Source organism: Salinigranum sp. (assembly GCF_041641895.1).
In the GTDB taxonomy this organism is placed as follows: domain Archaea; phylum Halobacteriota; class Halobacteria; order Halobacteriales; family Haloferacaceae; genus Salinigranum.
Window position 1 is genome coordinate 12259 of the sequence record NZ_JBEPXO010000031.1, and the last position, 24730, is coordinate 36988.

Annotated in this window: 26 protein-coding genes; 12 read left to right on the forward strand and 14 right to left on the reverse strand. The window is 68.4% G+C overall.

All coding sequences use genetic code 11. The features are described from left to right. The first annotated feature begins 38 nt into the window (after positions 1-38). The 3 genes from ACESK5_RS08600 to ACESK5_RS08610 are packed head-to-tail and all read left to right on the forward strand — an operon-like array spanning position 39 to position 3769. Positions 39-518, forward strand: a complete 480-nt coding sequence (locus ACESK5_RS08600) for a (2Fe-2S)-binding protein (protein WP_372911147.1) — start codon at positions 39-41, stop codon at positions 516-518. After that, complete coding sequence (locus tag ACESK5_RS08605; protein ID WP_372911148.1) at positions 515-2899, forward strand: xanthine dehydrogenase family protein molybdopterin-binding subunit; 2385 nt, start codon at positions 515-517, stop codon at positions 2897-2899. The genes ACESK5_RS08600 and ACESK5_RS08605 overlap by 4 nt, the downstream gene beginning before the upstream one ends. Further along, positions 2900-3769, forward strand: coding sequence for a xanthine dehydrogenase family protein subunit M (locus tag ACESK5_RS08610; protein ID WP_372911149.1), 870 nt, complete (start codon positions 2900-2902; stop codon positions 3767-3769). Positions 3770-3886: 117 nt separating this feature from the next. Here the strand turns inward: ACESK5_RS08610 and ACESK5_RS08615 are convergent, their stop codons facing one another. The 4 genes from ACESK5_RS08615 to gnd all read right to left on the reverse strand — a co-directional run bounded on the left by ACESK5_RS08615 (position 3887) and on the right by gnd (position 10204). Next, a complete protein-coding gene (locus ACESK5_RS08615; RefSeq protein ID WP_372911150.1) occupies positions 3887-4477 on the reverse strand; it encodes a 2Fe-2S iron-sulfur cluster-binding protein in 591 nt (196 codons plus the stop codon). A 60-nt stretch (positions 4478-4537) separates the two neighbouring features. Next, the gene (locus ACESK5_RS08620) at positions 4538-6793 is read right to left on the reverse strand and encodes a methyl-accepting chemotaxis protein (protein WP_372911151.1); all 2256 of its coding nucleotides are present in this window, start codon (positions 6791-6793) and stop codon (positions 4538-4540) included. A gap of 127 nt (positions 6794-6920) precedes the next feature. Beyond that, positions 6921-9224, reverse strand: a complete 2304-nt coding sequence (locus tag ACESK5_RS08625) for a PAS domain S-box protein (RefSeq protein ID WP_372911152.1) — start codon at positions 9222-9224, stop codon at positions 6921-6923. 89 nt (positions 9225-9313) lie between these two features. Next, entirely contained in the window at positions 9314-10204 is an 891-nt protein-coding gene (gnd, locus tag ACESK5_RS08630; RefSeq protein ID WP_372911153.1) for a phosphogluconate dehydrogenase (NAD(+)-dependent, decarboxylating), read from the reverse strand. A 201-nt stretch (positions 10205-10405) separates the two neighbouring features. On the opposite strand from gnd, the gene ACESK5_RS08635 reads away from it, so the two are divergent. The 3 genes from ACESK5_RS08635 (at position 10406) to ACESK5_RS08645 (ending at position 12241) form a co-directional block, all read left to right on the forward strand. Then, positions 10406-10810 carry a CBS domain-containing protein gene (locus ACESK5_RS08635; protein WP_372911154.1) on the forward strand — a complete coding sequence of 135 codons (405 nt, stop codon included), beginning with the start codon at positions 10406-10408 and terminating at the stop codon, positions 10808-10810. Positions 10811-10871: 61 nt separating this feature from the next. Further along, the gene (locus ACESK5_RS08640) at positions 10872-11066 is read left to right on the forward strand and encodes a hypothetical protein (RefSeq protein ID WP_372911155.1); all 195 of its coding nucleotides are present in this window, start codon (positions 10872-10874) and stop codon (positions 11064-11066) included. A 56-nt stretch (positions 11067-11122) separates the two neighbouring features. Then, the gene (locus tag ACESK5_RS08645; protein ID WP_372911156.1) at positions 11123-12241 is read left to right on the forward strand and encodes an aminopeptidase; all 1119 of its coding nucleotides are present in this window, start codon (positions 11123-11125) and stop codon (positions 12239-12241) included. A gap of 29 nt (positions 12242-12270) precedes the next feature. Here ACESK5_RS08645 and ACESK5_RS08650 read toward each other — a convergent pair whose 3' ends face one another. Next, positions 12271-13242 carry an orotate phosphoribosyltransferase gene (locus ACESK5_RS08650; protein ID WP_372911157.1) on the reverse strand — a complete coding sequence of 324 codons (972 nt, stop codon included), beginning with the start codon at positions 13240-13242 and terminating at the stop codon, positions 12271-12273. Between the two features lie 303 nt (positions 13243-13545). On the opposite strand from ACESK5_RS08650, the gene ACESK5_RS08655 reads away from it, so the two are divergent. From ACESK5_RS08655 to ACESK5_RS08665, 3 genes are all read left to right on the forward strand, one after another. After that, positions 13546-13941: a 30S ribosomal protein S6e gene (locus ACESK5_RS08655; protein WP_372911158.1), complete on the forward strand. Its 396-nt coding sequence runs from the start codon at positions 13546-13548 to the stop codon at positions 13939-13941. Further along, positions 13942-14394: a hypothetical protein gene (locus ACESK5_RS08660; RefSeq protein ID WP_372911159.1), complete on the forward strand. Its 453-nt coding sequence runs from the start codon at positions 13942-13944 to the stop codon at positions 14392-14394. 114 nt (positions 14395-14508) lie between these two features. Continuing rightward, complete coding sequence (locus tag ACESK5_RS08665; protein WP_372911160.1) at positions 14509-14922, forward strand: DUF5807 family protein; 414 nt, start codon at positions 14509-14511, stop codon at positions 14920-14922. Positions 14923-15168: 246 nt separating this feature from the next. Here the strand turns inward: ACESK5_RS08665 and ACESK5_RS08670 are convergent, their stop codons facing one another. The 3 genes from ACESK5_RS08670 to ACESK5_RS08680 all read right to left on the reverse strand — a co-directional run bounded on the left by ACESK5_RS08670 (position 15169) and on the right by ACESK5_RS08680 (position 18064). Next, positions 15169-16434, reverse strand: coding sequence for a DHH family phosphoesterase (locus ACESK5_RS08670; protein WP_372911161.1), 1266 nt, complete (start codon positions 16432-16434; stop codon positions 15169-15171). A 224-nt stretch (positions 16435-16658) separates the two neighbouring features. After that, on the reverse strand, positions 16659-17453 hold the full coding sequence (locus ACESK5_RS08675) for a hypothetical protein (RefSeq protein WP_372911162.1): 795 nt from the start codon (positions 17451-17453) through the stop codon (positions 16659-16661). Positions 17454-17626: 173 nt separating this feature from the next. Then, positions 17627-18064, reverse strand: coding sequence for a universal stress protein (locus tag ACESK5_RS08680; protein ID WP_372911163.1), 438 nt, complete (start codon positions 18062-18064; stop codon positions 17627-17629). A gap of 508 nt (positions 18065-18572) precedes the next feature. Here ACESK5_RS08680 and ACESK5_RS08685 point away from each other — a divergent pair. Then, positions 18573-19349 (forward strand): PAS domain S-box protein, encoded by a 777-nt coding sequence (locus tag ACESK5_RS08685; protein ID WP_372911164.1) that lies wholly within the window; start codon positions 18573-18575, stop codon positions 19347-19349. A 268-nt stretch (positions 19350-19617) separates the two neighbouring features. On the opposite strand, the gene ACESK5_RS08690 is transcribed toward ACESK5_RS08685, so the two are convergent. After that, entirely contained in the window at positions 19618-20298 is a 681-nt protein-coding gene (locus ACESK5_RS08690) for a cyclase family protein (RefSeq protein ID WP_372911165.1), read from the reverse strand. Between the two features lie 306 nt (positions 20299-20604). Between ACESK5_RS08690 and ACESK5_RS08695 the strand changes: the two genes are divergently transcribed. Next, positions 20605-21069: a universal stress protein gene (locus ACESK5_RS08695; RefSeq protein WP_372911166.1), complete on the forward strand. Its 465-nt coding sequence runs from the start codon at positions 20605-20607 to the stop codon at positions 21067-21069. Positions 21070-21073: 4 nt separating this feature from the next. Here ACESK5_RS08695 and ACESK5_RS08700 read toward each other — a convergent pair whose 3' ends face one another. Then, entirely contained in the window at positions 21074-21391 is a 318-nt protein-coding gene (locus tag ACESK5_RS08700) for a hypothetical protein (RefSeq protein WP_372911167.1), read from the reverse strand. Between the two features lie 141 nt (positions 21392-21532). Here ACESK5_RS08700 and ACESK5_RS08705 point away from each other — a divergent pair, with 141 nt between their 5' ends. Next, positions 21533-22459 (forward strand): hypothetical protein, encoded by a 927-nt coding sequence (locus tag ACESK5_RS08705; protein WP_372911168.1) that lies wholly within the window; start codon positions 21533-21535, stop codon positions 22457-22459. A 30-nt stretch (positions 22460-22489) separates the two neighbouring features. On the opposite strand, the gene ACESK5_RS08710 is transcribed toward ACESK5_RS08705, so the two are convergent. From ACESK5_RS08710 to ACESK5_RS08725, 4 genes are all read right to left on the reverse strand, one after another. Further along, positions 22490-23266, reverse strand: a complete 777-nt coding sequence (locus tag ACESK5_RS08710; RefSeq protein WP_372911169.1) for a hypothetical protein — start codon at positions 23264-23266, stop codon at positions 22490-22492. A 93-nt stretch (positions 23267-23359) separates the two neighbouring features. Continuing rightward, positions 23360-23890 (reverse strand): N-acetyltransferase family protein, encoded by a 531-nt coding sequence (locus ACESK5_RS08715; RefSeq protein ID WP_372911170.1) that lies wholly within the window; start codon positions 23888-23890, stop codon positions 23360-23362. After that, positions 23890-24258: a universal stress protein gene (locus tag ACESK5_RS08720; protein ID WP_372911171.1), complete on the reverse strand. Its 369-nt coding sequence runs from the start codon at positions 24256-24258 to the stop codon at positions 23890-23892. The genes ACESK5_RS08715 and ACESK5_RS08720 overlap by 1 nt, the downstream gene beginning before the upstream one ends. Positions 24259-24330: 72 nt before the next feature. Further along, positions 24331-24730: magnesium transporter (locus ACESK5_RS08725; RefSeq protein ID WP_372911172.1), on the reverse strand; the 400-nt coding region annotated here is incomplete at its 5' end.

The following is a 24730-nucleotide window of genomic DNA, read 5'->3' on the forward strand; positions in this document are numbered from 1 at the left end:
GCGGTGCCCACGGGGCGGGCATCACGCCGCCGCTCACCATGAGTACACACGACATCACCCTGACGGTCAACGGCACCGACCACCACCTCACCGTCGCGTCGCGGACACTCCTCGTCGACGCGCTCCGCAACGACCTCGGCTACACGGGCACCCACGTCGGGTGTGAGACCACGCGCTGTGGCGCCTGTACCGTCCTCGTCGACGGCAGCGCGCTGAAGTCCTGTAACCTCCTGGCCGTCCAGGCAGACGGCAAGCGCGTCGAGACCATCGAGGGCGTCGCCAACGGCGAATTACACCCTATTCAGCAGGCGTTCCAGACGGAGCACGGCCTCCAGTGTGGCTACTGCACGCCGGGGATGGTCGTCACCGCCCGCGCGCTCCTCGAGTCGAACCCCGACCCGTCGCGCGAGGAGATTCGCGAGGCCATCGAGGGGAACCTCTGCCGCTGTACGGGCTACCACAACATCGTCGACGCGGTGGAGTCGGCCGCCGCGACTCTGCGGGAGGACTCCGCATGAGCGAGTCGTCGGCCGAAGAGCGAGTCGCCGAGGAGGTGTTCGGTTCGAGCGTCGCTCGCCGCGAGGACGTCCCGCTCCTCACCGGCACTGGCGAGTACACCGACGACGTCGAACTCACCGGTGCACTCCACCTCGTCGTCCGCAGGAGCGACCACGCCCACGCGCGTATCAAGCACATCGACACGAGTGCGGCCGCGGCCCAGGAGGGCGTCGTCGCGGTGTTCACCGGCGCGGACGTCGAGGAGACGGGTATCCCGAACAGCATCCCGACTGCGTGGTCGCTGCCGGGTCTCGTCACCCCGCAGTACCGCATCCTCGCCGTGGACAAGGTCCGCCACCTCGGTGACGGCATCGCCGCCGTCGTCGCCGAATCCAGAGAACGGGCCCACGACGCGGCCGCCCTCGTCGAAATCGAGTACGAACCGCTCGACGCGGTCGTCGACCCGGTCGACGCCGTCTCCGGCGACTACCCACCCGTCCACGAGGAGGCCGCGGACAACGTCGCGTTCGACTTCACGCTCGGTGACGAGGCGGGCGTCGACGAGGCGTTCGCGGACGCGGCCCACACCGTCTCGGTCGACCTCCGCCAGCAGCGGGTCGTCCCGAACGCGATGGAACCCCGCGCGGCGCTGGCGGACTACGACACCCGGACGGAGGAGCTTCGCATCTGGATGACGAGCCAGAACCCCCACCTCCACCGGATGCTGCTGGCCGGGACGAGTCTTGGCCTCCCCGAGAACAAGATACAGGTCGTCGCCCCGGAGGTCGGCGGCGGCTTCGGCTCGAAGATATACCACTACCCCGACGAGGCGGTCACGGCGTGGTGTTCGATGCAACTCGGCACGCCGGTCCGGTGGCAGGCGACGCGGTCGGAGGGGTATCTCACCGACTGTCACGGCCGGGACCACGTCACGACGGCCGAGATGGCGCTTGACGCCGAGGGGGCGGTCCTGGGGATGCGCGTCGAGACCCACGCCGGCCTCGGAGCGCACCTCTCGCAGTTCGCCACCGCCACACCCTCGTACCTCTACGCGACCATCCTCTCTGGGCAGTACACCATCCCGGCCATCCACTGTCGGGTGGTCGGCGCGTTCACCAACACGACGCCGGTCGACGCCTACCGGGGTGCGGGACGGGCGGAGGGGAACTACGTCGTCGAACGGTTGCTGGACGTGGCCGCCGCCGAACTGGGGATGGACCCCGCCGACCTTCGGAGACGGAACCTCGTATCCGCCGACGCGTTCCCGTACGAGACGTGCGTCGCCGTCGTCTACGACAGCGGCGACTACGAGGAGGCGATGGACCACGCGCTCCACCTCGCGGGGTACGACGACCTCCGTGCGCGACAGGCCGAACTCCGAGACGAGGGGCGGTACCTCGGTATCGGCGTCGCCAACTTCGTCGAGAGCGCGGGACTCTCACCCTCGAAGGCAGCCGGCCAACTCGGCGCCGTCGCCGGGGGCTGGGAGAGTTCTATCGTCCGGTTCGACATGTCGGGGACCGTCACCGTCTTCGCCGGCACCGCGGACCAGGGTCAGGGACACCGGACGACGTACGCACAGATCGTCGCCGGCGAACTCGGCGTCGACGTCGACAGCGTCCAAGTCGTCGAGGGCGACACCGACCAAATCCCGCAGGGGATGGGGACGTACGGCAGTCGGAGCGCCCCCGTCGGTGGTGGCTCCATCGCGCTCGCCGCCCGCGACGTGCGCGAGAAGGCCCGGACGATCGCCGCCCACAAACTCGAAGCCAGCGAGGACGACCTGGAGTTCGAGCACGGGACGTTCAGCGTGAGAGGGGCGCCCGACCGGTCCATTCACATCCAAGAGGTCGCCCACGAGGCGTACCTCGGCTTCGACCTCCCCGAGGGGATGGACCCCGGTCTCGAGGCCACGCAGTTCTACGACCCGGAGAACTTCACCTTCCCGTTCGGGACGCACGTCTGCGTCGTCGAGATCGACGCCGAGACGGGCGAGGTTTCGGTGGAACGGTACGTCGCCGTCGACGACTGCGGCGAGGTCATCAACCCGATGATCGTCGAGGGCCAGGTCCACGGCGGCGTCGCGCAGGGTATCGGCGTCGCCCTGTACGAGGAGGGCGTGTACGACGACGACGGCCGCCTCCGCACCCGCCGGATGGACGAGTACGCCGTCCCCGCGGCGACGATGCTCCCGGACTTCGAGACGGACGCGACGGTGACGCCGAGTCCACACAACCCTCTCGGCGTCAAGGGCGTCGGCGAGTCGGCGACCATCGGCGCGACGCCCGCCACCGTGGCGGCCGTCTGCGACGCGCTCGCGCCGTTCGGGGTCACCCACCTCGACATGCCGCTCACGGCCGAGAAACTGTGGACCGCCATGCGCGACGGGGAGGTGTCGTAGATGTACCCCGCCGACTTCGACTACTACCGCGCCGGGTCGGTCCGAGAGGCCATCGACCTCCTCGGCGTCCATGAGGGGGCGGAACTCCTCGCCGGCGGCCACGGCCTCTTCCCGCTGATGAAGACGCGCGAGCACTCCCCCGCGGTACTCGTCGACATCGGGCGGGTCGACGGCCTCTCCGGTGTCTCCGTCGAGGGTGACACCGTCTCGGTCGGGGCGCTGACCACTCACGCCGAGATGGCAGCCTCGGACCACTTGCGGGACCACGCTCCCGCGCTCTCGGACGCCGCGGGCGAACTGGGCGACTTCCAAGTCAGAAACGGCGGCACGTTCGGCGGCAACGTCGCCCACGCCGACCCCCGCTCGGACCCGCCGGCCGCGCTGCTAGCGCTCGGTGGCGAGGTCAGCGTGGAAGGACCCGACGGCGAGCGGAGCATCGACGTCGACGACTTCTTCGTCGGCGCGTTCGAGACGGCGCTCGACCCGGGCGAACTCGTCACCGCCGTCTCGGTCCCCGCCCACGGCCCGGGCGAGACGAGCGCGTACGTCCGCTACCGGAACCCGCTCTCGGGCTACGCGCTCGTCGGCGTCGGCGTCACACTCCGCACGGCGGAGGGCACCGTCGAAGCCGCACGGGTCGCCGCCACGGGTGTCCGCGACGCCCCGTTCCGGCTTGAGTCGGTCGAGACGGCGCTCGTCGGGTCGACGCTCGACGCCGACGCCGTGGCAGATGCGGCGACGATGGCGGCCGACGGACTCGACGCGAGCGACGTCCAGTCCGACGTCCAGGCGTCGGGCACGTACCGGCTCGGCGTCCTCCCGACGTACACGCGACGGGCACTCTCGGCGGCCGTCGAGCGACTCGACTGACCGAGCACGGTGCGGTCGAGCGAGGGGACCCTCGTCGATGGGACTCGACGGGTGAGACGAGGGAGGAGACGACGAGAGAGTGAGAGGGAGGCGACGGTGCGCCGTTCGGTCCCGACGTCAGGGTGCCTTGCCCGTCTCGATGGAGAACGAGCCACGCGGGTACGCCACACAGGTGAGGGTGTAGCCGTCGTCGAGTTCACCGTCGTCGAGCATCTGCTGGTTGTCGTGGACGACGTAGTCCTCGCTCGGGCCCTCCTGAATCTGCCCGGCACAGGAGACGCACGACCCCTGTCGGCAGGCGTACGGGAGGTCCCAGCCGTGGTCCTCGCCGGATTCGAGGATGGTCTTGTTGTTGGCGACCTCGATGGTCTCGCCCTCCTTGACGAACTCGACGTCGAAGTACTCGACTTCGTCTTCGGGGATGTCGGCTGGACCGGTCTCCTCGACGGTCTCTTCGCCGCCCTCTTCGAGTTCGGCGCCCTCCGCGCTGGCGCCAGCAGCGACGGCGGCGGCCGCGCCACCGCCGATAGACCGGTTCATCGGCTCCGGGAAGTCCGTCTCGGGGACCGTCTCCGCCCGACGGTCCAACACCTCCTGTGAGATGTCCTGTGTCGACTGCCACCCCGTCCCGTTGGAGTAGTGCAGTGCGACGGCGATGAGCGTCAGCAGGACGCCCATGCTGAGTCCCACGACGTTGATCTCGACCATGGAGGCCGCTACGGATGCGGGGGTTAAGGGGATTGTGATTGTCCGTCCGGGGGGACTCGATTACCGTCGTCCGGTTTCCCGGTGTCCGCCACCGTCGGTCGCAGCCACGCCGACGCCACCCCGTGCCCGCGCCGCGGCGCCCGCGCCGTCACGCTCGCCGAGTTCGAACGCGTCCAGCACCGACGACAGTTCCGAGGCGCTCTTGGCCAGCGAGTCGGCGCTCTCGGAGACCTCGGAGAGCGAGGCGGTCTGTTCCTCGGCGGCGGCCGAGACCGACTGTGCCTCCGCGGCGGTCTGCTGGCTGATGCTCGCGACTTCGTCGACCACCGCGACCACCTGTTCGGACGTGGCCGCCTGTTCGTCGGTGGCGTCGCTGATGGACTGGACGCCTGCGTTCGCCGCGCCGACGTCGTCCGTGATGCTGTCGAGGACGTCGAGCGCCTCTTCGACGGTGTCGGCGCCGCTCGCCACCCGCTGGCGCATCTCCGCCATGTCGTCGACGGCGTTCGCCGTCGAGCCCTGGACGTCGTCGACGAGGTCGGCGATCTCGGCGGTCGACTCGGAGACCTCCTCGGCGAGCACCTTGATCTCCTCCGCGACGACCGCGAACCCGTCGCCCGCCTCGCCCGCGGCGGCCGCTTCGATGGAGGCGTTGAGGGCGAGGAGGTTGGTCTGCTGGGCCACCCCTTCGATGAGCGACACCACCTCACTGATGCGTTCCATCTCGTCGTCCAGCGACGCCACCTCCTCGGCCGACCGTTCGCTCTGACGCTCGATACGCTGCATCTCCGCCATCGCGTCGTTCGCGTACTCCGCACCGGTCTCGGCACGGTCGGCTGCCGCCTCGGCGGTCTTGGCCACCTCCGCCGAGGAGGAGGCGATCTCCTCGACCGTCGCCGAGAGGTCGGTCATCTCGCCGGCAGCCTCGTCGAGTCCCTCCTCCTGCTCGACCGCGCCGTCGGATATCTCTTGGACGGCGACGGCGACTTCGCCGCTGGCCTCGCTCACTTCGTCGGCACTGGCGGTCACCTCCTCGCTGGCCGCCGCGACGTCGTCGGCGAAACTCCGCACCTGCGCGAGGGTCGACTCGACCGACTCGACCATCTCGTTGAACCCCTGACCGACCTTCCGCATCGCCTCGTTCTCGCTCTCGGGGTCGACCCTGACCGTGAGGTCGCCCGCCGCCGCCCGTCCCATCGCGGCGTCGTACTCCGCGGCTTTGCTGTCGAGGTGGGCGGCGAGGTCGTTCGCCTCCTGCAACTGCTCGCGGACGGCGTCGCGCATCGTGCCGAACGCCTCGTACAGCTGACCGATTTCGTCGGTGCGGTCGGTCTCGACAGAGACGTCGAGGTTCCCCTCTTCCAGTTCCCGGGCGGTGTCCGTGAGGTCGTCGAGCGCCCGGACTGTGCCGCGGCCGATGGTGAGACCGACGACGACGAACCCCAGTGCCGACAGTCCGATGAGGATGAGCACGTCCTGTTCGACCATGTGGACGATTCCGTACGCGGTGCCCTTCGGTGCGTGCGTCAGCACGACCCAGTCCGTCCCCTCGACGGGCGCGTAGCCGACGACGTACCCGTCCTGCTCGACGGTCCCCAACTCGCCGCCGAGGCCGCGCTGGAGTGCCACCGCGTCGGTCCCCCACTGGTACTCGCGCAGCACAGCCGTGTCGTCCTTGGCGAACTCGACGACACCGTTTCCGTCGACGACCTGCGTGAACTCGCCCTCGATGGGGGTACGGAACTGGCTGGCGCGTTCGGTCGTGTCGACGGTCATCACGAGAGCCCGCTCGCCCGAGACGGGGCTGGCGAACGCAACGAGTTCGGTCCCGCCGCGCCGGTAGGCTTCAGAGACGAGTGTCTCGTCCTGTCCGGCCTCGGCGAGCAGTCCGTCCATCCACACGATTCCGAGCGTCCCGAGCGGCGTCCCCTCCCGGACGTCGCCGGTACTCCCGACGACGGTCCCCGACCGCCGGTCGACGAGGTGGAGCGCGTGGGCCGTCTCCGGCAACTGCCCCTGCTTCTGGTCGAGTGCGCCGGCCGCCGTCGACGCGTCGACCACCTGCACCGCCTCCGAGTCCGACAACAGCCGGACGGTGCGTTCGTTCGTCTCGACCCACTTCGCGAAGCTGTCCGCTTCGAGGTCGGCGACCGTCCGGAGTTCCGTCCGGGTGTCGTCTCTGAGTTCGGCGCCGACCATGTCCTGGACGAAGAAGCCGAACCCGGCGACCACGACCAGCACGACCAGTACCGTCGCGACGAACTGCCGCATGTAGCTCCGCCGGAGCCACGAGGGCAGCATCGACTGTCCGTTCATACCGGTTTAACGTCGCATGCCCTCCCCAGTGTAGTACCCGAGTAAGGCGGGTGACAGTATCGCTCTTGATACTGAACTGTACAATCCCTGCAAGACTCGGTGGCTGGTCGGGCCTGTCCCGTCCCGCTCAGTCGAACAGTTCGGTCAGGACCGTCTCGAGCGCGATGCGGAGGTGCTGGTGGAACGTCGACGCCGAGATTCCCATCGTCTCCGCGACGTCTTCGGCAGTCTGCCGGCGTGGCCGCTCGAAGTAGCCGCCGTGGTACGCCGCCTGCAGCGCCGAGAGTTGCCGCTGGGTGAGTCGTGACTCGACCGTCTCGGCCACCGCCCGCGTCCGCTTCACGGGGCGGGCGACCTGTCGCTTCGAGACGAGGCCGCTGTCGGGGAACGCCGAGCGGACACCGTCGAGGAGTCGGCCGACGTCGGCGTTCGGCGAGACGTCGACCATCACCCGGAGTCGTCCGTCGGACGCCTCCATGGTGTGGACCTTGGTGCCCCTGCTCGCGAGGTCACTCACGAGGGCGTCCGTCACGGTCAGGGCGACGACGCCCCCCTCATCCTCGTGGTCGTGGACGACGGTTACCTCCTCGACGGCCGGGTTCGGCGCGACGGCCGCCACCCGGTCGGTCGGGGCGGTCCCCTCGAGGGTCACGTAGACGAGGTACTGCCGGTCGTCGAGCGGGACGAGGCGGTCGAGCCTCGCCGTCCCATCGCCGTTCCCGAGTTCGACCAGCGGGTCGTCGGGGTCGGTCGTCTCCAGGACCAGTTCGACGACGCCGTCGGCCTGCAGGAGGTGTTCCGTCTCGACGGCGTGGATACCGTAGCCCGCGGCCGTCCCGATGTCCGCGAGCGCGCTCCGTTCGTCGTCGGTGAGGCCGCTCGCCGTCGTCGAACAGAGGAGCACGAGGCTGTACGTCGTCTCCCGGTAGGTGAGCGGGACGCACACCACCGAGCGGATGGCGGTGGCGATGTCGTGGCCGAGGTCGACCGCCGCGCTGTCGACGTGCTGGACCTCGACGCTCCCCTGCTCACACGCCCGCCTGGCGACGTCCCGGGAGGTGACGTGTTCGAAGACGTAGCCGGCGGCGTCGGCGCCGAGGCCGCTCGCCAGGCGGACGTCGAACCCCTCGTCGTCCGTGCAGTCGACGCTGGCGGCGAAGAGGTACGGTCCGTCGCCGGTGAGTCGGTCGCAGACGTCCTGTTCGATGTCCCGCCGCGAGGAGTCGTGGACGATGCGCCGCAGGATGTCTCGGAGGACCTCGTTCATCCGGTTCGCGGCCGCGAGCGACGCGCGCTGTGCTTCGAGTTCGTTCTCGCGTGCCCGGCGCTCGGTCATGTCTCGCGTCACGAACGCGAAGCCCTGGTGGGTGCCGTCGTCGTCGAACACCGGTGTGACGACCACGTGCGCCCAGAAGCGCTGGCCGTCCCGGCGGACGCGCCACCCCTCCTCCTCGACGTCTCCGCTCTCGAGCGCCTCGTCGAGGAGCCGCTCCGGCACCCCGGCGGCGACGTCTTCGGGCGTGTAGAAGAGCGAGACGTGCTCGCCGAGCGCCTCCCGCTCGGTGTACCCCTCGATGTCCTCGGCCCCCTCGTTCCAGGTGACGATGTACCCGTCGGTGTCGAGCATGAACACCGCGTACTCGGTGACGGCGGTGACGAGCGACTCGAACCGCTTCGCCTCCAGCAGTTCCTTGCGGCGGCGCTCGTCGTCGGTGATGTCCTGGGCGACGGAGATGAGCTCGCCGTCCTCGGTGTACGACAGCGAGTGGTTCGTCAGCACGAGGTCACCGTCTTTCCGCTGGTAGACCGTCTGTCCGGTCCACCCGCCGTCGGCCGCCGCCGGCAACTGCTCGTCGTACACCTGCTGTCTGTCCTCCTCGCGGTACAGTCGCTCCCAGTGGCTCCCGAGGAGTTCCTCGCGGTCGTACCCGACGAGCGAGACGAACGCCTCGTTCGTGTAGACGAACCGCCCCGACTCGTCGAGGATACTGATTCCCTCGCGCGCCCGCTCGATGGCCTCGTACCCGCGGAGGCGCTCCTCTTCGGCGCGGCGTCGATCAACGTAGTTGACGATGCGGTTCGCGAGCAGGGTGTACTGCTCGTAACCCCGCTTCTGGATGTAGTCGGTCACGCCCGCCGAGATGGCCTCGCTCGCAACCTCCTCGGAGCCGTGGCCGGTGAAGAAGATGACCGGCATCGTGTCGTCGAGTTCGCGGACGGCTCGGAGGAACTCCAGCCCGCTCATCTGTGGCATCTCGTAGTCCGAGACGACGCAGTCGAACTCGTCCCCGTCGAGACGCTGGAGCGCCCGCTCGGCGTCCGATTCGCTCTCGACGGCGAGCGTCTCCTCCTCGGCTTCCAGTGAGGCTGCTGCCAGCGAGGCGAACTCCTGGTCGTCGTCGACGTGGAGGACGCGTATGGGAGCAGTCATCCTCTCCTCTACGCACTGCGTGGTTGATATATGTCGCTGACCACTTGCTGATGCGTCTCGCCCGGTCGTGTCACCTCGCCGACGGCCCCTCACTCGCGGGCGACGTCGTGCCGACCGAACCCGTAGCGCAGGCGGTTCGCCAGGCGCCGCGAGAACCGCTCCTCCCTGCTCGCGAACCGTTCGGCCAGCGCCTGGTAGATGAGGGGGACGGGAACCTCCTGTTCGAGCGCCTCCTGCACCGTCCACGTCCCCGTCGACCCGCCCGCGACGTGGTCGGCGACGTCGCCGAGGTCCGTCCCCTCCTCTCGGAACGCCTCCTCACACAGTTCGAGCAGCCACGACCGGATGACGGCGCCGTTGTTCCACGTCCGCGCCACCGACTCCAGGTCGAGGTCGTACCGGCCCTCGAAGAGGAGTTCGAACCCCTCGCCGTACGCCTGCATCAGCGCGTACTCGACGCCGTTGTGGACCATCTTGACGTAGTGACCCGACCCGGACGGTCCCATGTGGCCGTGACCCTGGGGTCCCGTGGCGACGGCGTCGAACACCGGCGTCAGTTCGTCGTACGCCCACCCGGGGCCGCCGACCATGAGCGAGAAGCCCAGTTCCGCGCCCGCCGGCCCGCCGCTCGTCCCGCAGTCGAGGTACGCGGCGTCGACGCGCTCCGCCCGCCGGACCGAGGCCTCGAAGTGGGAGTTGCCGCCGTCGACGACGACGTCGTCTTCTCGCAGGTGCGGAGCGAGTTCGTCGAGCGTCGCGTCGACGGCTTCGCCCGCCGGGACCATCAGCCAGACGCGACGCTCGTCGCCGAGACGGTCCAGTACGTCGACGGGGTCCTCCGCGGGTTCGGCACCCCGGTCCGCCGCGCTCGCCACTGCCTCCGGGTCGAGGTCGAAGGCGACGACGTCGTGGCCCGCATCCGACACGCGTTCGACGACGATCTGTCCCATCCGACCGAGTCCGATGACGCCCAGTTGCATATCCGCCCCTGCGAGAGGGGAGGTGGTAGTGGTTGTGGTTGTGGCCGTATCGTGGTCGTAGTCGTGCCGTCTCCGTAGTCGTGCTCGGCGCCCCGCCGTGACGTGTCCTCGGTCCCGTGCGTGTGGTCGTGCTCTCGGTCCCCACGAGCCACGCCCCGTCCGACCGGATACGTTTACCCCGCTCCAGCCCCTTCTTCGGGTATGTGCTCCGACGTCACCCGGACGGACGTTCTGACGGCCGCCCCGGACACGACCGTCGTACAGGCGACGGACGCCATGCGCACACACGGAGACGAGTTCGTCGTCGTCCTCGACGAGCAGTACCCGCTCGGGGTGCTCTCGGCGGCCGACGTCGGACTCGCCCTCGGGACGGTCGACGGACTCGCCGACCGCCCAGTCGCCGACGTCGTCTCCGCCCCGGTGACCATCCGCGAGGGTGCCTCGCGCGAGGGTGTCCTCTCGCGGTTCCGCGAGACCGGCGTGGAGCGCCTCGTCGTCGTCGACGAGGCGGACGAGTTCGTCGGTGTCTCCTCCCGTCGTGCCCTCCTCGCGACGTACGCCGACGAGGTCGACGCGCTCTTCTCGCTGTTCTCTTCAGACGACTGAAATTTATCTTTCCGGTGACGAACATCGAGATGAACATATCCGCGACGCCGACAGTCTCGGTATGGCACCCCCGCTCCGCGTCGACGCCGCGCTCGGGTTCGTCACGCTCGACGCGGTGGTCGCGGGCGACGTCGAGACGCTCGCCGCCGCCGTCGGCACCTCGCAGTTCGACACGCTCGTCGTCGTTCTCGCCGTGGTGGTCGTCGTCCACGTCGTCGGATCGACCGTCTTCGGGAGCGGCCGACGCGCCGAGTGACGTTCTCTCTCCCCCCGTCCGTGAGGGTTTTTCACGGCCGGGGTGTTCGAGTCCGCATGGACGAACGGATACGCGAGCACGCGCGGACGCTAGTCGACTGGAGCGCCCGGGTCGAACGGGGCGACGACATCGTCGTCAGCGTCGACGAGGGCGCACACGACCTCGCCGTCGCCGTCTGTGCCGAACTCGGTGAGCGCGGTGCGAGCGTCGTCACGACCTACTCCTCGGCGGAACTCGACCGGGCGTATCTGCGGGCTCACGACGGCGACTTCGTGGCCTCGGACGCCGAACTCGCGCTCTACGAACGCGCCGACGTCGTGCTCCGCCTGGGTGGGCCGCGGAACACGACGGCGACGGCCGACGTCGCCGGCGACAGACAGGCGGCGTACGCCCGTGTCCACCAGCCCGCCCGCGAGGCACGACTCGACACCCGCTGGGTCTCGACCGTCCACCCGACCCGGGCGCTCGCCCAGCAGGCCGGGATGTCGTTCGAGGCGTACCGCGACTTCGTCTACGGGGCCGTCCTCCGCGACTGGGAGGCGCTCGCGGCCGAGATGGCCCAGTTGAAGGAACTGCTCGACGCCGGCCGCGAGGTCCGTCTCGTGACCGAGCGCGACGCCCGGCCGGACACGGACCTCATCATGTCCATCGAGGGGCGGGTCGCGGTCAACAGCGCCGCCTCGGTCGCGTACGACTCGCACAACCTCCCCTCCGGAGAGGTGTTCACCGCGCCGTTCGACACCGAGGGAGAGGTGTTCTTCGACGTCCCGATGACGCTGCAGGGCCAGCGGGTGCGGAACGTCTGGCTCTCGTTCGAGGAGGGTGCGGTCGTCGACTTCTCCGCCGAGACGGGTGAGGACGTGCTCGCCGACGTCCTCGACACCGACGAGGGGGCGAGGCGCCTCGGCGAACTCGGCGTCGGGATGAACCGCGGCATCGACCGGTTCACCGACAACGTCCTCTTCGACGAGAAGATGGGCGACACCGTCCACCTCGCGCTGGGGCGGGCGTACCACTCGAACTTCCGGGAGGGCGACGAGGACCAGGCGAACGACTCTGCGGTCCACATGGACATGATCACGGACGTGAGCGAGCGCTCACGGATCGAGGTCGACGGCGACGTCGTCCAGCGGGACGGGCGGTTCCGGTGGGAACCGGAGTTCGAGGCGGCCTGAGGTGAGGCAACCCCACCGCTCCGACCCGGTCACGACGACAGGCGGTACACCTGGTTGGCGAGGTACGCGCCGGCGCGCTTGACGAAGCGCACCGGGTTCGCCCGGAACCGCCGCAGGTGCTGTTGGCTCTCGCGGCGGACGACGGTGAGTCGGTCCTGCCGGATGACCTGGTTGTGTTCGACGCTGTACACCGGTCGGTCGGCCAGCCGGGCGATCTCCATCGCCTGACCGTGGTCGCTCTCGACGAACAGCACCGCGTCGAGTTCGCGGTACACGTCGGCTTTGAACTCGCCGTGGTTCCCGAGTCGCTGTCGTGTCTCCTTGTCGGGGAGGTCGAGCATGACGAGTTCGCCGTACTCGATGCCGTGTTTCGCCAGCCAGGCCTCCGTCTCGGGGCGGTACTTCTCCAGCCGTGCGGTGACGATCCAGCCGATGGGTTTCGAGGGCACGACGAGCGGGTCCACGGTCGAGAGGAACTCGCGGTAGCGCGGGCCGTCGTCGTTCTCTCTCGGGGTGGGGTCGCGACAGAGGACCCCGTCGAGGTCGAAACAGCTCTTCGGGACGACGCCCGGGTGGTGCATCAGGTTCCACTCGAACACGCGTGGGAACCGGACGACGTCCGCGTAGGTGTCGACGAGGTCCTTCCCCTCGGGGCTGACGTACACCGCCCCGAAGACGACGTCGACGGTCGGCGGGAGCGACGCCTCGGCGACCCGGTCACGCGCCTCGGTCATCGCGGAGCCGGTCAACACGCTGTCGTCGAGGACCAGCACCCGCTCCGGCGGGGCGTCCGGGTCGCCCTCGAACCGCTCCCCGGTCGCGAACGCCCGCGACTCCAGGAAGCCGTCGAGGTCGGTCAACGGGGCGTTGAGGTGCAGCGCGAGGATGGTACCGGCCAGCAGGCCGCTCCGGGGGACGCCGACGACGAGGTCGACCGGTGCGAGCGTCGGCGCCCAGGCCTTGATGTCGTCGTTCAGGTCCGCGACGCTCCGGTAGTTCACGGGCCACCCCCGCCCTGTTCGCGGCTCTGTCGCCGACCCTCCTCGTCGATGCACGTCGCGGGCGACCGAGTCGTGACCCGGTGGTCGTGGGCGTCGAGATTCACGCTTCACTATCATCGCGAGACAATATAATCATATCTGTTGATATGTGCATTCGTCAAAAATAGCGAAGCGCGAATATATTGGACGACTGACACCCGTTCCGGGACGCGATTCGGGACATCGCTCCGCGCGTGGTACCGAGACGCACGGTCGCCCGTCGTTTCGACGCGCTTTTTATCGGCCGTGGGTTTAGTCGCAGGCATGGCAGACTTCCAGGTGGTCGTCGCGGACCCCGACTCCGGCGCGACCTACCAGACAGAGGTATCGGGACAGGACGCGAACCGTTTCCTCGGCCGTGACCTCGGCGACGAGGTGGACGGCGGCGCCGTCGGACTCGACGGCTTCACGCTCGAACTCACCGGTGGCTCCGACGCCGCCGGCCGGCCGATGCGCGCGGACGTCAACGGCCCCGACCTGAAGGAGATTCTCTCGACCGGTGGGGTCGGCCACAAGGCCAGCCGTGACGGCGAGCGCAAGCGAATCACGGTCCGTGGCCGCCAGATTTCCGACGAGACGGTCCAGATCAACGCGAAGGTCGTCTCCGGGTCCGGCGACGTCGCCGCCGCGTTCGGTGCGGCCGACGAAGACGACGAGTAAGTGACCGAACGCGTTCCCAGCGACCACCCCTCGGTTACGACCCACCGTGCGAGCCTCGAGCGGAGCGGCGGCACCCGCCGCCCCTGTCTCCGCCTCCCCGACGCGGTGGCGCTCGCGGAGGGTGACGTGGTCCGACTCGTACTCGACGGTGACGAGTTCCACGCCGTCGTCACCGGCGACACCGCGGGACTCGTCGTCCGCAGTGCCCACGACAACCGACGGATGGCACGCGAACGCGACGGCGAGAACCGCCTCGTCGAGTGGGCGTCCGCGGTGGACCGGGGCCCCGGCGACGCCGTCGAAGTCGACGAGGTCGTCCCCGGCACGCTGTACGGCGTCCGCGTCCCGGGCGCTCGGACGGTCTACAGCGCCACCGAACCGCCGCGCGACTCGCTCAGCGCCATCGCCGACTCCCTCGACGGACGCGACGACGACGACACCCGCCGCGACTGACGCGCCGCGCCTCTCACGTCTCGCGCCTCTCGCCTCTCCCGCGCTCGCGTTCGCCCCGGCCGCTCGTCGCTCCGGTGTGACGGGCTTATGTATCCGTCTCTCCTCCCCGGACACATGAGCAAACTCGACGAGTTCCTCGCGGGCGAGCGACTCGACGACGTCGCCCTCTTTCTCACCCACGCGTTCCTCGACAGCGAAGGGAAGATCGCCAACTACGGCGAGGAGGTCGACGACGGCGTCGTCCTCGTCGTCGACGGCGACAAGGGGCGCCGGATGTTCGCCTCGGGGACCGGGATGGACGCGATGGAGTTCGCGCGGGAGGCGATGAACACCGACGGCCACATCGACCGTGACCTCGGCGGCGGCGACGCGCCCGACGGCGGCAACGTCCAGTTCGTCTTCGCGTTCGCCGAGGCGCAGAACGAGGAGGTTGGCGGCCTCTACGCCGAGGGGGACGTCATCCACGCGTACGCGTACAGCTCCGAGGGCACCGCCTTCTCCGACCGCTGGGTCGTCGGCGACGAGTAACGAACCGCCGGCCGGGGGCGAGTCGTCTGCCGTTCGAACGCCACCCGTCAGACACGGACAGAAAGCTCATTACGGAGGCGGGGAGAGGCACCGATGCCTTCGGGGTTGCAGGCTGTCACACTCCCCCCGTGGTCACCGGACGTCACACCCCGGTGGTTTCCCGGGTCGTTCCCCCACGACCCGTCCTCCGGTTCTCTCACACCCGCGAGCGACGGTACCGTCGTCCGTCGCTGGGGCCGTGCCCGCTCAGCGCTCGGTGTCGATTCCTTCCTCGTCCGCGTCTCCCGCACCGGCCGCTTCGGCGACTCGCTCGAACGCCGCGAGGATGACGCGCTTCGTCGTCGCCCCTTCGGTCGTCCAGTGGTGAGCGTAGTCGAGCATGTCGTCGTAGATGTCCGGCTTGCACCCGGCGGCCTTCGGGTGGCCACCGCCGTTGACGAGCGCGGCCACCTCGTGACAGCGCTCGAACGACTCCGACCCGCGGAGCGAGGCGCTCCCGGCCGGCTTGACGACCACGGAGGCGTCGGCGCCCTGTTCGCGGAGCGCGTCGGCGACTTCGTTCTGCGAGCACCGCCCGTACGTGACGCCGACAGTCCACGGCCCCACCTGCGTGAACTCCGCGCGGTCGACCGCGCGGTCGACGAGCGCCCGCTTCTCGACGCGGCGGTACTCGACGTACTCCGTCGCGGCCTCCGGCAGGTCGGCACCGTACGCGCCCACGACGGCGACGTACTCCTCGGGGGAACTCCAGTACGCGTAGTCCGCGAGGTCCGCGCTACGGGGGTCCTCGTTCAGCCAGAGGTCGTGGTCGCGCGTCACCGCGGCGAGTTCGGCGAACCGCTCGGGGAAGTCGTAGTCGAGCGAGCGGAGCGTCACGTCGGTCGTACACTCCTCGTCGGAGTCGCCGACGACGAGGTCGACGCCCCGTTCCCGGACCGCCGCCGCGACGTCCTCGTCCCACTGGTGGTGGTCGAACCACCGCACCGCGCCCGCCCGCGACGCGACCGACTCGAGCGACGCGGCGACCGTCTCGACGCTGTCGGGACAGAGGTCACAGACGTAGACGTCCGCGTCCGGTTCGAGGTGCTCGGCGACGCGTTCGAGCGCCTCACCGAGCGAGTGTGGACTCGCGGCGACGAGTGCGACGGGCGACTCCGCTCTCGCCTCGTTCTCTCCGTCCTCAGCGGGGTCCGCGGCGTCCTCTCCGTCGACGTCTACGCTCACGTCGGCTCCGGTCTCGGCCCCGTCGTCGCGGACTCTGGCGGTCAGTTCCGTCTCGAACGGGGCGACGGCGAGCGCGGCGTCGCGCGCCTCCCGGATGAGCGCGACGGCACCGAGGCCGTCGGCGTCCGCGTCGGCCACGATGACGGCTTCGGCGCCCTCGACCGCCTCGCGCGTCCGTTCCTCGGCGTACTCCTCGTCCAGCGAGTCCGGGTAGAAGAATCCCTTCCCCGGGAGCCGGGACTTCCGCGACAGCGAGAGCGAGTCGTCGTCGATGAGGCTGTCGTCCATACCGCGTCCAGTAGTCGACTCGGGAAAAGGGTGCCTCTCTCCCGCAGTATTTCCGTTGCTCGAACCGTCTTGGAGCCGCGTGGGACGGTCTGCGCTCCGCCCGTCGCAACTCTCGCTCCTCAATTGATTCGGGTCGCGTCTCGCCTCTCTGTCGCCCCATCACGTTCCACCCCAGTTCGGTTCCCTCGTTCGACCACACCGTTCCGTACCGGGGTGGACCCGTGCTAATCGAGGGTCGGTCCGTCCGTTTCGATCCGCCTTTTCTCGGCGTAGTAGTCGTCCGCCGCCCGTGTAATCGACCGAACGAAGTACACGTTGATCGTCCCGCCAACTACTCCACCGACGAACGGGATGATCCCTGCGCCGGCTTTGGCAGCGACCTTCGTTCCGATCTTCCCGGCCACCTTCCCGGATACCTTTGCCATGATCTTCGAAGAGATCTTCGCCGATATCTTTCCCCCTATCTGCTGTGATCCCGCAGCGCCGGCCACTCCCGCACCGATCCCACCGATGACGCCACCCTTCCCGGCGACCTTCTTTACGAGAGCGAGCGACGCCTTCTCGAACGCCTTCGTCCCGAACTTCACCGCGGGCTTCGTCATCTCCTTTCCGACGACCTTGCCGCCGACCTTGGTTGCGACGTCGGGCGCCTGCATCGCGAGAACGCCCGCGCTCAGACCAGTTGGTGTTCCGATGAGTATCGCGTTGGGAAGCTCTTCGGGACCGAACGCATGTGACCAGTAGCCAAGTATGATCGCGAGGTCCTCTTTCGGTTCGACGGTGCACCCGTGAATCTCGCCGACCCCCCACGAAGTCGTCGCCATCAGGTGGATGAGATAGGTGAGATCGACCCCCATCAACACCCAGTGAACGCCCGGAATCATCCCTGCGGCAGCCCCTGTTACAGCTGCCTTCAAGGACTGATGGTTCTTCCACGCGCCGACCGTCTCGAACTCCGATGCGCTTTCGATTGCCGCCTCGTGGTCATGCCCCAGACCGTTGAACAGTTCGACTATCATGCCTCCGTTCAGTTCGGATTCATCGTTCAGTCGAACATTCGAAGTTGACATTTCCGTAGACACGTACGACGAACCGTATCCTAAACGTTGCTTCAGAAATACAGATTGACAGCGACGTCTGAGTCCGGTTCTCGTCGGTCGATCGCCGGGATTCCAGTCGGTCTTCCCACCCCTCAGAGCGTCTCGTCCGCGGCGAGTTGCCGCACCGTGAGCACCGGCATCGGGCACGTCCGGACGATGCGCTCGGCGACGCTCCCGAGGAGGAAGCGGTTCTCGCCGTGTCGTCCCCGCGTGCCCATCGCGACCAAGTCGGCGTCGTGGGCGTCGGCGTACTCGCGAATCTCCGTCGCCGGTCGCCCGACCCGGACCGACGTCGTCACGTCGAGGTCTGTCGACGCCGCCACGTCCGCGAGCGCCGCCTCGGCTTGTTCCTTCAGCGCCCGCTCCATCTCGTCCTGGAGACGTTCGGGCGACGACTCTATCTCGTCCGTGTCGACGATGGAGATGGCGTGGACCGTCGCCTCGAACCGTCCGGCCAGGTCGAGCGCCACGTCGACCGCTCGCTGGACGCTCTCGGAGCCGTCGGTGGCGACGACGATGGTTTCGAACATCCTTGCCTCGGGGTTCCGCTGGCGACGACATAAATCCCGCGTGGACCCGCGTCAGTTACCCACGACTGAAGTCGTGGGCTTCCTCCTTGCACTTGTGTGAGTAGACGCCCCACTCGCGCTCGAACGGTGGTGGCTGATGGCTCGCTGCTCCGAACGGCACGGATACCGCGCAGCGCACGGGTGCGGTGAGGCCACACCCTCCCCAGCCGAATTCCTTCGCTCGCCGTGCTCGCTCACTCGTCCCTCGCGCGTGAGGTACGCTCCGGAGAGCGCACTGTCACGCGCCACCGCCCTGCCTTGCGCCAGTCGGCGCGTGGGAACGAACGCAGTGAGCGAACGTCGTGCGAGGGGCCCTCGCCTCGCCGTGCGCGAACCCCAGTTGTGGAGGAACGAGGCTCCGGCGCACGCGTCCGTGCACCACCCTACAGAAGATACGACGACGCTTTCAGTACGAAGCGTCCACGCCCGAGGGTCTATCTTGAATAATCCACACTGCTAACAGTGGAAAGTGGGTAAACCAATCTCTCTTCTTCACGTTGAGGACGAGCCGGGGTTCGCGGAGCTGGCAGTGGAGTTCCTCACACGAGCGGACGAACAGCTCAGCGTCACGATAGAACTCGACCCGGAGACGGCCCTCGAACGGTTCCGCGCGGACCCAGACGCAGTCGACTGTATCGTGAGCGATTACGATATGCCAGGGATGAACGGACTGGAGCTTCTCGGGGCCGTCCGCGAGGACTCCTCTGAGCTACCATTCGTCATGTTCACCGGACGGGGAAGCGAGGAGATTGCGTCCGAGGCGATTTCGCTGGGGGTCAGCGACTACATCCAGAAGGAAGGCAGGAGTGACACCTACGAGTTACTGGCTCACCGAATCCGGAACTCGGTCGAGCGTCGGCGTGCAGAGGTAGACGCTGCTCGTACGCGGCGGTTCCTAGAGAAGGTGGTCGAACGAGCCACCGACATGATTGCCGTCGTCGATTCGACGGGCGAGATCGTGTTCGTCTCGGGGTCGGTCGAGAGCATTCTGGGGTACACTCCCGACGAGGTGAAGGAGATGGGACCGTTCGAACTCGTTCACCCGGACGACCGAGAACGGATAGAAGAACGTTTTCGGGAGCGCCTGACAGCCCCCGACCACCCGACGGGCGTCACTCACCGTGCCCGTCGCAAGGACGGCTCCGACGTCAGAGTCGAGGCACGGGCGTACAATCTCGTCGACGACCCCGATCTCGAAGGCGTTCTCATCTACACCCGTGCTACCGAGTCCGACGACGTGAACTGACCGACGGGGCCGACGGTTCTCCTGCTGCCGCTCTCGAGACTCGTGGAGACACTCCGAACGCTGTCACGGACCTGTGGAGAGCGAGAGCGCCTGGTGCTCGTCGTTGTGCTGTCGTCTGCAGACTCCGGCCGAGAGAGCCCATCCAGAACGGGAGTCTCTCGTCGCGGAGCCCCGACTTGGCCCTTGCATTCAGCGGCGTCTCCGGCTACAACTCGGCCTCTGTCAGTACCGACGTGACCGACATAGAGGCTGACGGTAGCAGGGTTGGTCAGCGTACTTCTGCGAACGCACGAATCGGCATTGCAGCCGTCTGTTGCGCTTTGATCGGGACCGCAAAGAACCGGAAGGACTCTCGGTAGAGCGCGTCCAATCCGGTCAGGTTCTCCACGATGAACGTTTCCTCGTCGAGAAAACGCGTATGTGCGGGGCGTGATGGATTGCGGTGGTCGTCGACATTGATCGTATCGACACCGACCAGACCCACGTCTTCGTCGACCAGTCTGTCGATCAGTGCGTCTGCGAGATACGGATACGACCGATACTGCTCTGTGCCCCAGTGGTCGTCCCACCCGAAGTTGAACAGGACGGCCCGATTCGCCAAGTCGCCGTCGGTGGGCAGGGCGTCGACACCGAGTTCACCATACGGCTCCAGCCCTCTGGCATCGACGACGACGCCCGGTAACACGAGTTCGGCAATATCGAGGTCGCCGATGTCACGACCGGTCGGGTAGCGATGGTACGGCGAGTCGAGGTACGTGCCGACCGACGTTTGAAACGTAATCTCCGTGACCTCGAACGCGGACTCTCCATCGTAGTATGATTCGGACTCTTCGTGAGTGAGGAACGGCCGTATCTCGGCGGTGTACTCGGTAACGGTCCCGTCTTCGGCTTCTATACGGAAGCCCGGCATCCCATCCGCGAACGGATGGGTGAGATCGACGAAACTCATAGACATACCAACGGGCGTCTCGACGTAAACGTTAGAGAGCCGTCCGGCTCTATCGATTCCACTCACGCCCCCTGCTCGGCTGACTCGTGATGATCACGCCCCTGTATTCAGCACGCTCCGGACGAAGTATCAACGACAGAGGCTTTCGACAGCGCCCTCGTTCTCACTCACCGACTCGGGGACGCGTCCACGGACGACAACTGCCGCGTAGGCTCCCTGTACTCACGGCCCCACGTCAGAGATAGAGCCGCACCCGACACCCGCGGAGGCGACGGGTTTTTGCCACCGGCCGTCACACCCCCACGCATGGAACACGCGCCGTCGGACTCGCTCGACGTCGAACTCGTCCTCGCCCCCGTCGACGGGAGCGAGGAGTCCGCGCTCGCCGTCGAGTACGCCGTCTCCATCGCCGAGCAGTACGACGCCTCGGTCCACGCCGTCTACCTCCTCGGTGAAGAGGTGGTCCGCGCCATCGAGGACGGGACCATCGACGAGGAGAGCGTCGTCGGCGACCACGAGGCGTTCATGGACAACGTCGCCGCGTACGCCGCCGAGAACGACGTCCACATCTCACACTCCACCGCGTTCGGCTTCTCCACCCGGGTGAAGACCCGCCATCCCGGGAGCGCCATCCTCGACACCGCCGAGGACGTCGGCGCGGACTTCATCGTCGTCCCGCGCCAACCGGTGACCGGTGACCCCGGCGAGGTGCTCGAGAAGGCGGCCGAGTACGTCCTGCTGTACGCCTCACAGCCGGTCCTCTCCGTTTGAGCTCTCAGTTCTCCGTCTCTCCGTCGAGCGCCTCCGCGACTCGGTGTAACAGCGCTTCGAGCCGTGGCCGCTCGACTTCCCACCGTCTCGTGTGGTGTGCCCGTGCCAGCACCCGCTGTATCGCTTCGAGGTGTGCGGGCTCGAACCGCCGCGTCCCGTCGTCGAGTCGCTCGAACGCCTCGCGGACGGGGCCGGTGGGCACCTCGCCCTCACCCGTCCCCGTCCGCTGGAGGTGGGTGTGGAGGACGTCGTGGAGCGTCCACGCCTCCTCGTGGGTGAGCGATAGCGACTCGACTGATACGGGCGGTCGTTCTTCGGGCACGGCCGGGTCCGGTTTGCACCGCGAGCGTGATGAATGTTACCAATAGACAGCTAGCTCACGGGGCCCACCCCCTCCCGACGAGTATCACCCGTGAGAACCCATCCGACAGCGATTCGTACCCCGTGGTCGTCGCTCCGGTCCGTGTCCCCCGCGTCCCTCCCCTCCCATCTCCGACCGACCCGTCCGCTCGTGGCGGCGTTCGCCTCGCTCACCGCCGCACTCGTCGTGGTGGTCCTGTGGCGACGCGTCGTCACCGAACTCCTGACCGCGAGCCTCGTCTCCGTGCCGCGGTCCGGCGGCCTACTGGTCGACGTGCTGGTGACGGACGGCCCGTTCGTCGTCGGTGTCGTCGCGCTCGCCGTCGCGTACGCCGTCGCTCGTGACCTCGAGGTGGGACTCGCACTCCCGTCGGCGTCGGATGCGGCGCGCGTCGTTCTCGCCGTCGCGGTTCCACTCGTCGCCGTCGGCCTGACGAAACTCGTCGGCGTGTTCGACGACGTCCCGTACGGCTCGCTCACGAAGACGGCGTACGCCGCCGACGCGCCGGTGTGGCCGGTGGTCGTCGTCACCGGACTCGGCCTCGTCGTCGGCGTTCCGGTCGTCGTCGCCGTGTGTCAGGTGCTCGTGCAGGGGAGCGTCCAGCGAGCCGTCGACGGCGACGCGGCGCTCGTCGTGACGGCGCTGGTGACGGCGTTCGTGATGGTCGACACCACCGGTCGGCTGACGCCCGTGCCGGAGGCGGGGAAACTCGCCGCTCTCGTGGCGTTCTCGCTCCTCCTCGGCGTCGGCCTGTACGGACGAGAGCGTATCGCCGCCGAGTGGGTCCGGGACCTGGCGTCCCTCCCGGCCGCGCTGTTCGTCTGCGTCGTCTTCCTCGCGGGTCTCGTCGGGGTCGGCTCGGTCACCGGCGGCCTGTTCGCCCTCGCCCAGCTCGTGACGTTCGGTGTCGCGGCGTACGCGTACGACCGGAGCGGGTCGCTCCTGCCGCCCGCCCTCGCGTACGCCTGCCTACAGGTCGCCAACACGGCCGTCGTGTACGGCTTCGAGGCCGGCGTCCGGCACTGGTGAAGACCCGCGGACCCCACCTGCGGCCGTCGGCTACTCCCGGAGGTCCTCGTCGGCCGGTTCGGCCCAGGGGTCGTCCGCGGAGACGGGTGACAGCGCGTGGTCGAGTTCCGCCTCGGTGTAGTCGACGTCCGACAGCACCATCGCCAGCCGTTGCCAGCGTCTGCTCTCCTCGCCGTCCGTCTCGGGGCCGACCCGTGCGCCACGGGTCTTGAAGAACCGGGTCCCCCGCCCCTGGCGGGAGCCCTCGCCGGTGTGCTGGTCGAATATCACGTCGTACGGCCCGCCCGGTTCGAGGTCAGCGACGGGGAAGTCGACCGGTGGCTCTTCGCCCGCTTCAGCCTCGGCCCGCCGCTCGGCGACGAGTCGGAAGCACTCGTCGGCGTTGGCCGACTCGCGAGACGAGCGGGCGCGTGCACACGCGAGCGCCGCGTGAATCGCACAGAGTCGCCCCTCCCACGAGTCGGGCTCCCACCGCTCCGTCGCCAGTTCCTCGTACCGTGCGACCTGGAGGGCGACGTCCTGGCCCGCGCGGAGGTCCTCGACGACGTAGAGGTTCAGCCGGTCCCAGAGGTTCCACGCGTACCCCGAACGGGCGAGTTCCCACGCGGCCCAGGCGGCCACGCGTTCGTCCGACCGGCGGACGGCCTTCTGGAGGAGGCTGGAGACGTCGTACCGGTTGTAGCCGCCGTTCGTCTCGTGTGCTCCCTTCTCCTCGCCCTCGTCGGTCGTCCCCTCCCGCGCCTCCGGCGGCGTCTCGGTGTCGAGGCTCCCGTCGGCCCCGAACGTGGCCTGTCTGTCCTCGGTCATACTGGGAGGGAAGACGAGCACGTGGACGAGTGTTGCGGTCTCCACACACCCGTCGCGGTCAGCCGTCGTCGCCGTCCCCGCGGGGGGACCCGTTCAGCCCAGTCGGATGGTCATCTCCAGTTCGAAGCTCTCGGCGTCGCTCGTCTCGAACCCGGTGTCCTTGTAGAGGCCGACCGCCGGCTTGTTCCACCGTTCGACGGTGAGCCACACCTTCTCGACGCCCTCCTCGCGACCGTAGCCGAGGAGCGCCTCCATGAGTTTTCGGCCGATGCCGGCGCGCTGGTACGCCTGGAGGACGAAGATGGCGAGTTCGTACGCGTCCCCGTCGGGGACGAGCGTCGCGTGGCCGGCCGCCGTCTCGCCGTCCCACGCGACGACGTTCAGACAGTCCTCGTCGAGGATGTTCGAGAGCCACGTCCGGATGCGCTCGGTCTTTCCGGGCGGGATGCCCTGTGCCCGGTCGGCCGGGTCGAACGCCTCGTACATCTCGACGAGCGCCTCTTCCTCCTCGTCGCTCCCGTCGTAGGCTCTGATCGTTATCCCGCGCTCTTCGCGGTCCTCGAACGTGACCGGCGGCGGCGCGAACGCCTCGGCCGGGTCGTCGGGGTAGATTCGTTCGCTCATTATCGGACCAGTGAGACCGTCACGTGTGAGTTGAGGAGGACGAACTCCGCGACACTCCCGATGCGAATCTTCCCCATCGGACTCGTCTCGCCGCCGCCGAGGACGATCTTGTCGAAGTTCCCGGACTCGGAGAGGTCGACCAGGGCGCTCCCGGGGTCGCCCTCGAGGTGTTGGACCGTCGCGTCCAGTCCCGCCGCCTCGAGGACCTCCCGCACGCGGGCTTCGACCTCGTCGGGCGAGCGGTCCGACGCGGGGTTGTCGACGATGGCGACCGTGAGGTCGTCACCGGCCTCGCGCGCACGGTCGACCGTCTGCTCCAGCGCGTCGAGGGAGTCGTCCGCTCCCCCGATTCCCAAGAGTACCTTCATGCGTGGCGCATCGACGGCCCGGGAGAAAAAGCCGTGGGGCGCGCGGCGGTACCGCCGTGGGCGCGCGGCGCTTCAGCCTACCAGCACCGCCCGCGCCATCCCGAGGAAGACGAGGAAGCCGAGGACGTCCGTCGCGGTGGTGATGAAGATGGTCGCCGACGTCGCGGGGTCCTCGCCGAGTCGGCTGAGGACCAGCGGGATGAGCGTGCCGAAGAAGCCCGCGATGACGAGGTTCACCACCATCGAGACGCCGAGGACGAGGCCGAGGAGCGGGCTCTGGTTGAACACGGTGGCGATAATCGCGACGAGCGTGCCGGTGATCGCGCCGTTCGCCGCACCGGCGACCACCTCGTTGAACACCGCCCGGCCACCCGTCGGGAGCGACACCTGTCCGAGCGCGATGCCGCGGACGGTGACGGCCATCGACTGGGTCCCGGCGTTGCCGCCCATCCCGGCGACGACCGGCATGTAC

Coding starts and splice junctions, on each gene's coding strand:
- ACESK5_RS08695 (WP_372911166.1), top strand. CDS start 20,605: ATGGAACACGCGCCGTCGGACTCGCTCGACGTCGAACTCGTCCTCGCC.
- ACESK5_RS08690 (WP_372911165.1), bottom strand. CDS start 20,298: ATGAGTTTCGTCGATCTCACCCATCCGTTCGCGGATGGGATGCCGGGC.
- ACESK5_RS08610 (WP_372911149.1), top strand. CDS start 2,900: ATGTACCCCGCCGACTTCGACTACTACCGCGCCGGGTCGGTCCGAGAG.
- ACESK5_RS08600 (WP_372911147.1), top strand. CDS start 39: ATGAGTACACACGACATCACCCTGACGGTCAACGGCACCGACCACCAC.
- ACESK5_RS08680 (WP_372911163.1), bottom strand. CDS start 18,064: ATGTTCGAAACCATCGTCGTCGCCACCGACGGCTCCGAGAGCGTCCAG.
- gnd (WP_372911153.1), bottom strand. CDS start 10,204: ATGCAACTGGGCGTCATCGGACTCGGTCGGATGGGACAGATCGTCGTC.
- ACESK5_RS08720 (WP_372911171.1), bottom strand. CDS start 24,258: ATGAAGGTACTCTTGGGAATCGGGGGAGCGGACGACTCCCTCGACGCG.
- ACESK5_RS08670 (WP_372911161.1), bottom strand. CDS start 16,434: ATGGACGACAGCCTCATCGACGACGACTCGCTCTCGCTGTCGCGGAAG.
- ACESK5_RS08645 (WP_372911156.1), top strand. CDS start 11,123: ATGGACGAACGGATACGCGAGCACGCGCGGACGCTAGTCGACTGGAGC.
- ACESK5_RS08615 (WP_372911150.1), bottom strand. CDS start 4,477: ATGGTCGAGATCAACGTCGTGGGACTCAGCATGGGCGTCCTGCTGACG.
- ACESK5_RS08640 (WP_372911155.1), top strand. CDS start 10,872: ATGGCACCCCCGCTCCGCGTCGACGCCGCGCTCGGGTTCGTCACGCTC.
- ACESK5_RS08715 (WP_372911170.1), bottom strand. CDS start 23,890: ATGAGCGAACGAATCTACCCCGACGACCCGGCCGAGGCGTTCGCGCCG.
- ACESK5_RS08675 (WP_372911162.1), bottom strand. CDS start 17,453: ATGATAGTCGAACTGTTCAACGGTCTGGGGCATGACCACGAGGCGGCA.
- ACESK5_RS08625 (WP_372911152.1), bottom strand. CDS start 9,224: ATGACTGCTCCCATACGCGTCCTCCACGTCGACGACGACCAGGAGTTC.
- ACESK5_RS08605 (WP_372911148.1), top strand. CDS start 515: ATGAGCGAGTCGTCGGCCGAAGAGCGAGTCGCCGAGGAGGTGTTCGGT.
- ACESK5_RS08710 (WP_372911169.1), bottom strand. CDS start 23,266: ATGACCGAGGACAGACAGGCCACGTTCGGGGCCGACGGGAGCCTCGAC.
- ACESK5_RS08635 (WP_372911154.1), top strand. CDS start 10,406: ATGTGCTCCGACGTCACCCGGACGGACGTTCTGACGGCCGCCCCGGAC.
- ACESK5_RS08665 (WP_372911160.1), top strand. CDS start 14,509: ATGAGCAAACTCGACGAGTTCCTCGCGGGCGAGCGACTCGACGACGTC.
- ACESK5_RS08620 (WP_372911151.1), bottom strand. CDS start 6,793: ATGAACGGACAGTCGATGCTGCCCTCGTGGCTCCGGCGGAGCTACATG.
- ACESK5_RS08655 (WP_372911158.1), top strand. CDS start 13,546: ATGGCAGACTTCCAGGTGGTCGTCGCGGACCCCGACTCCGGCGCGACC.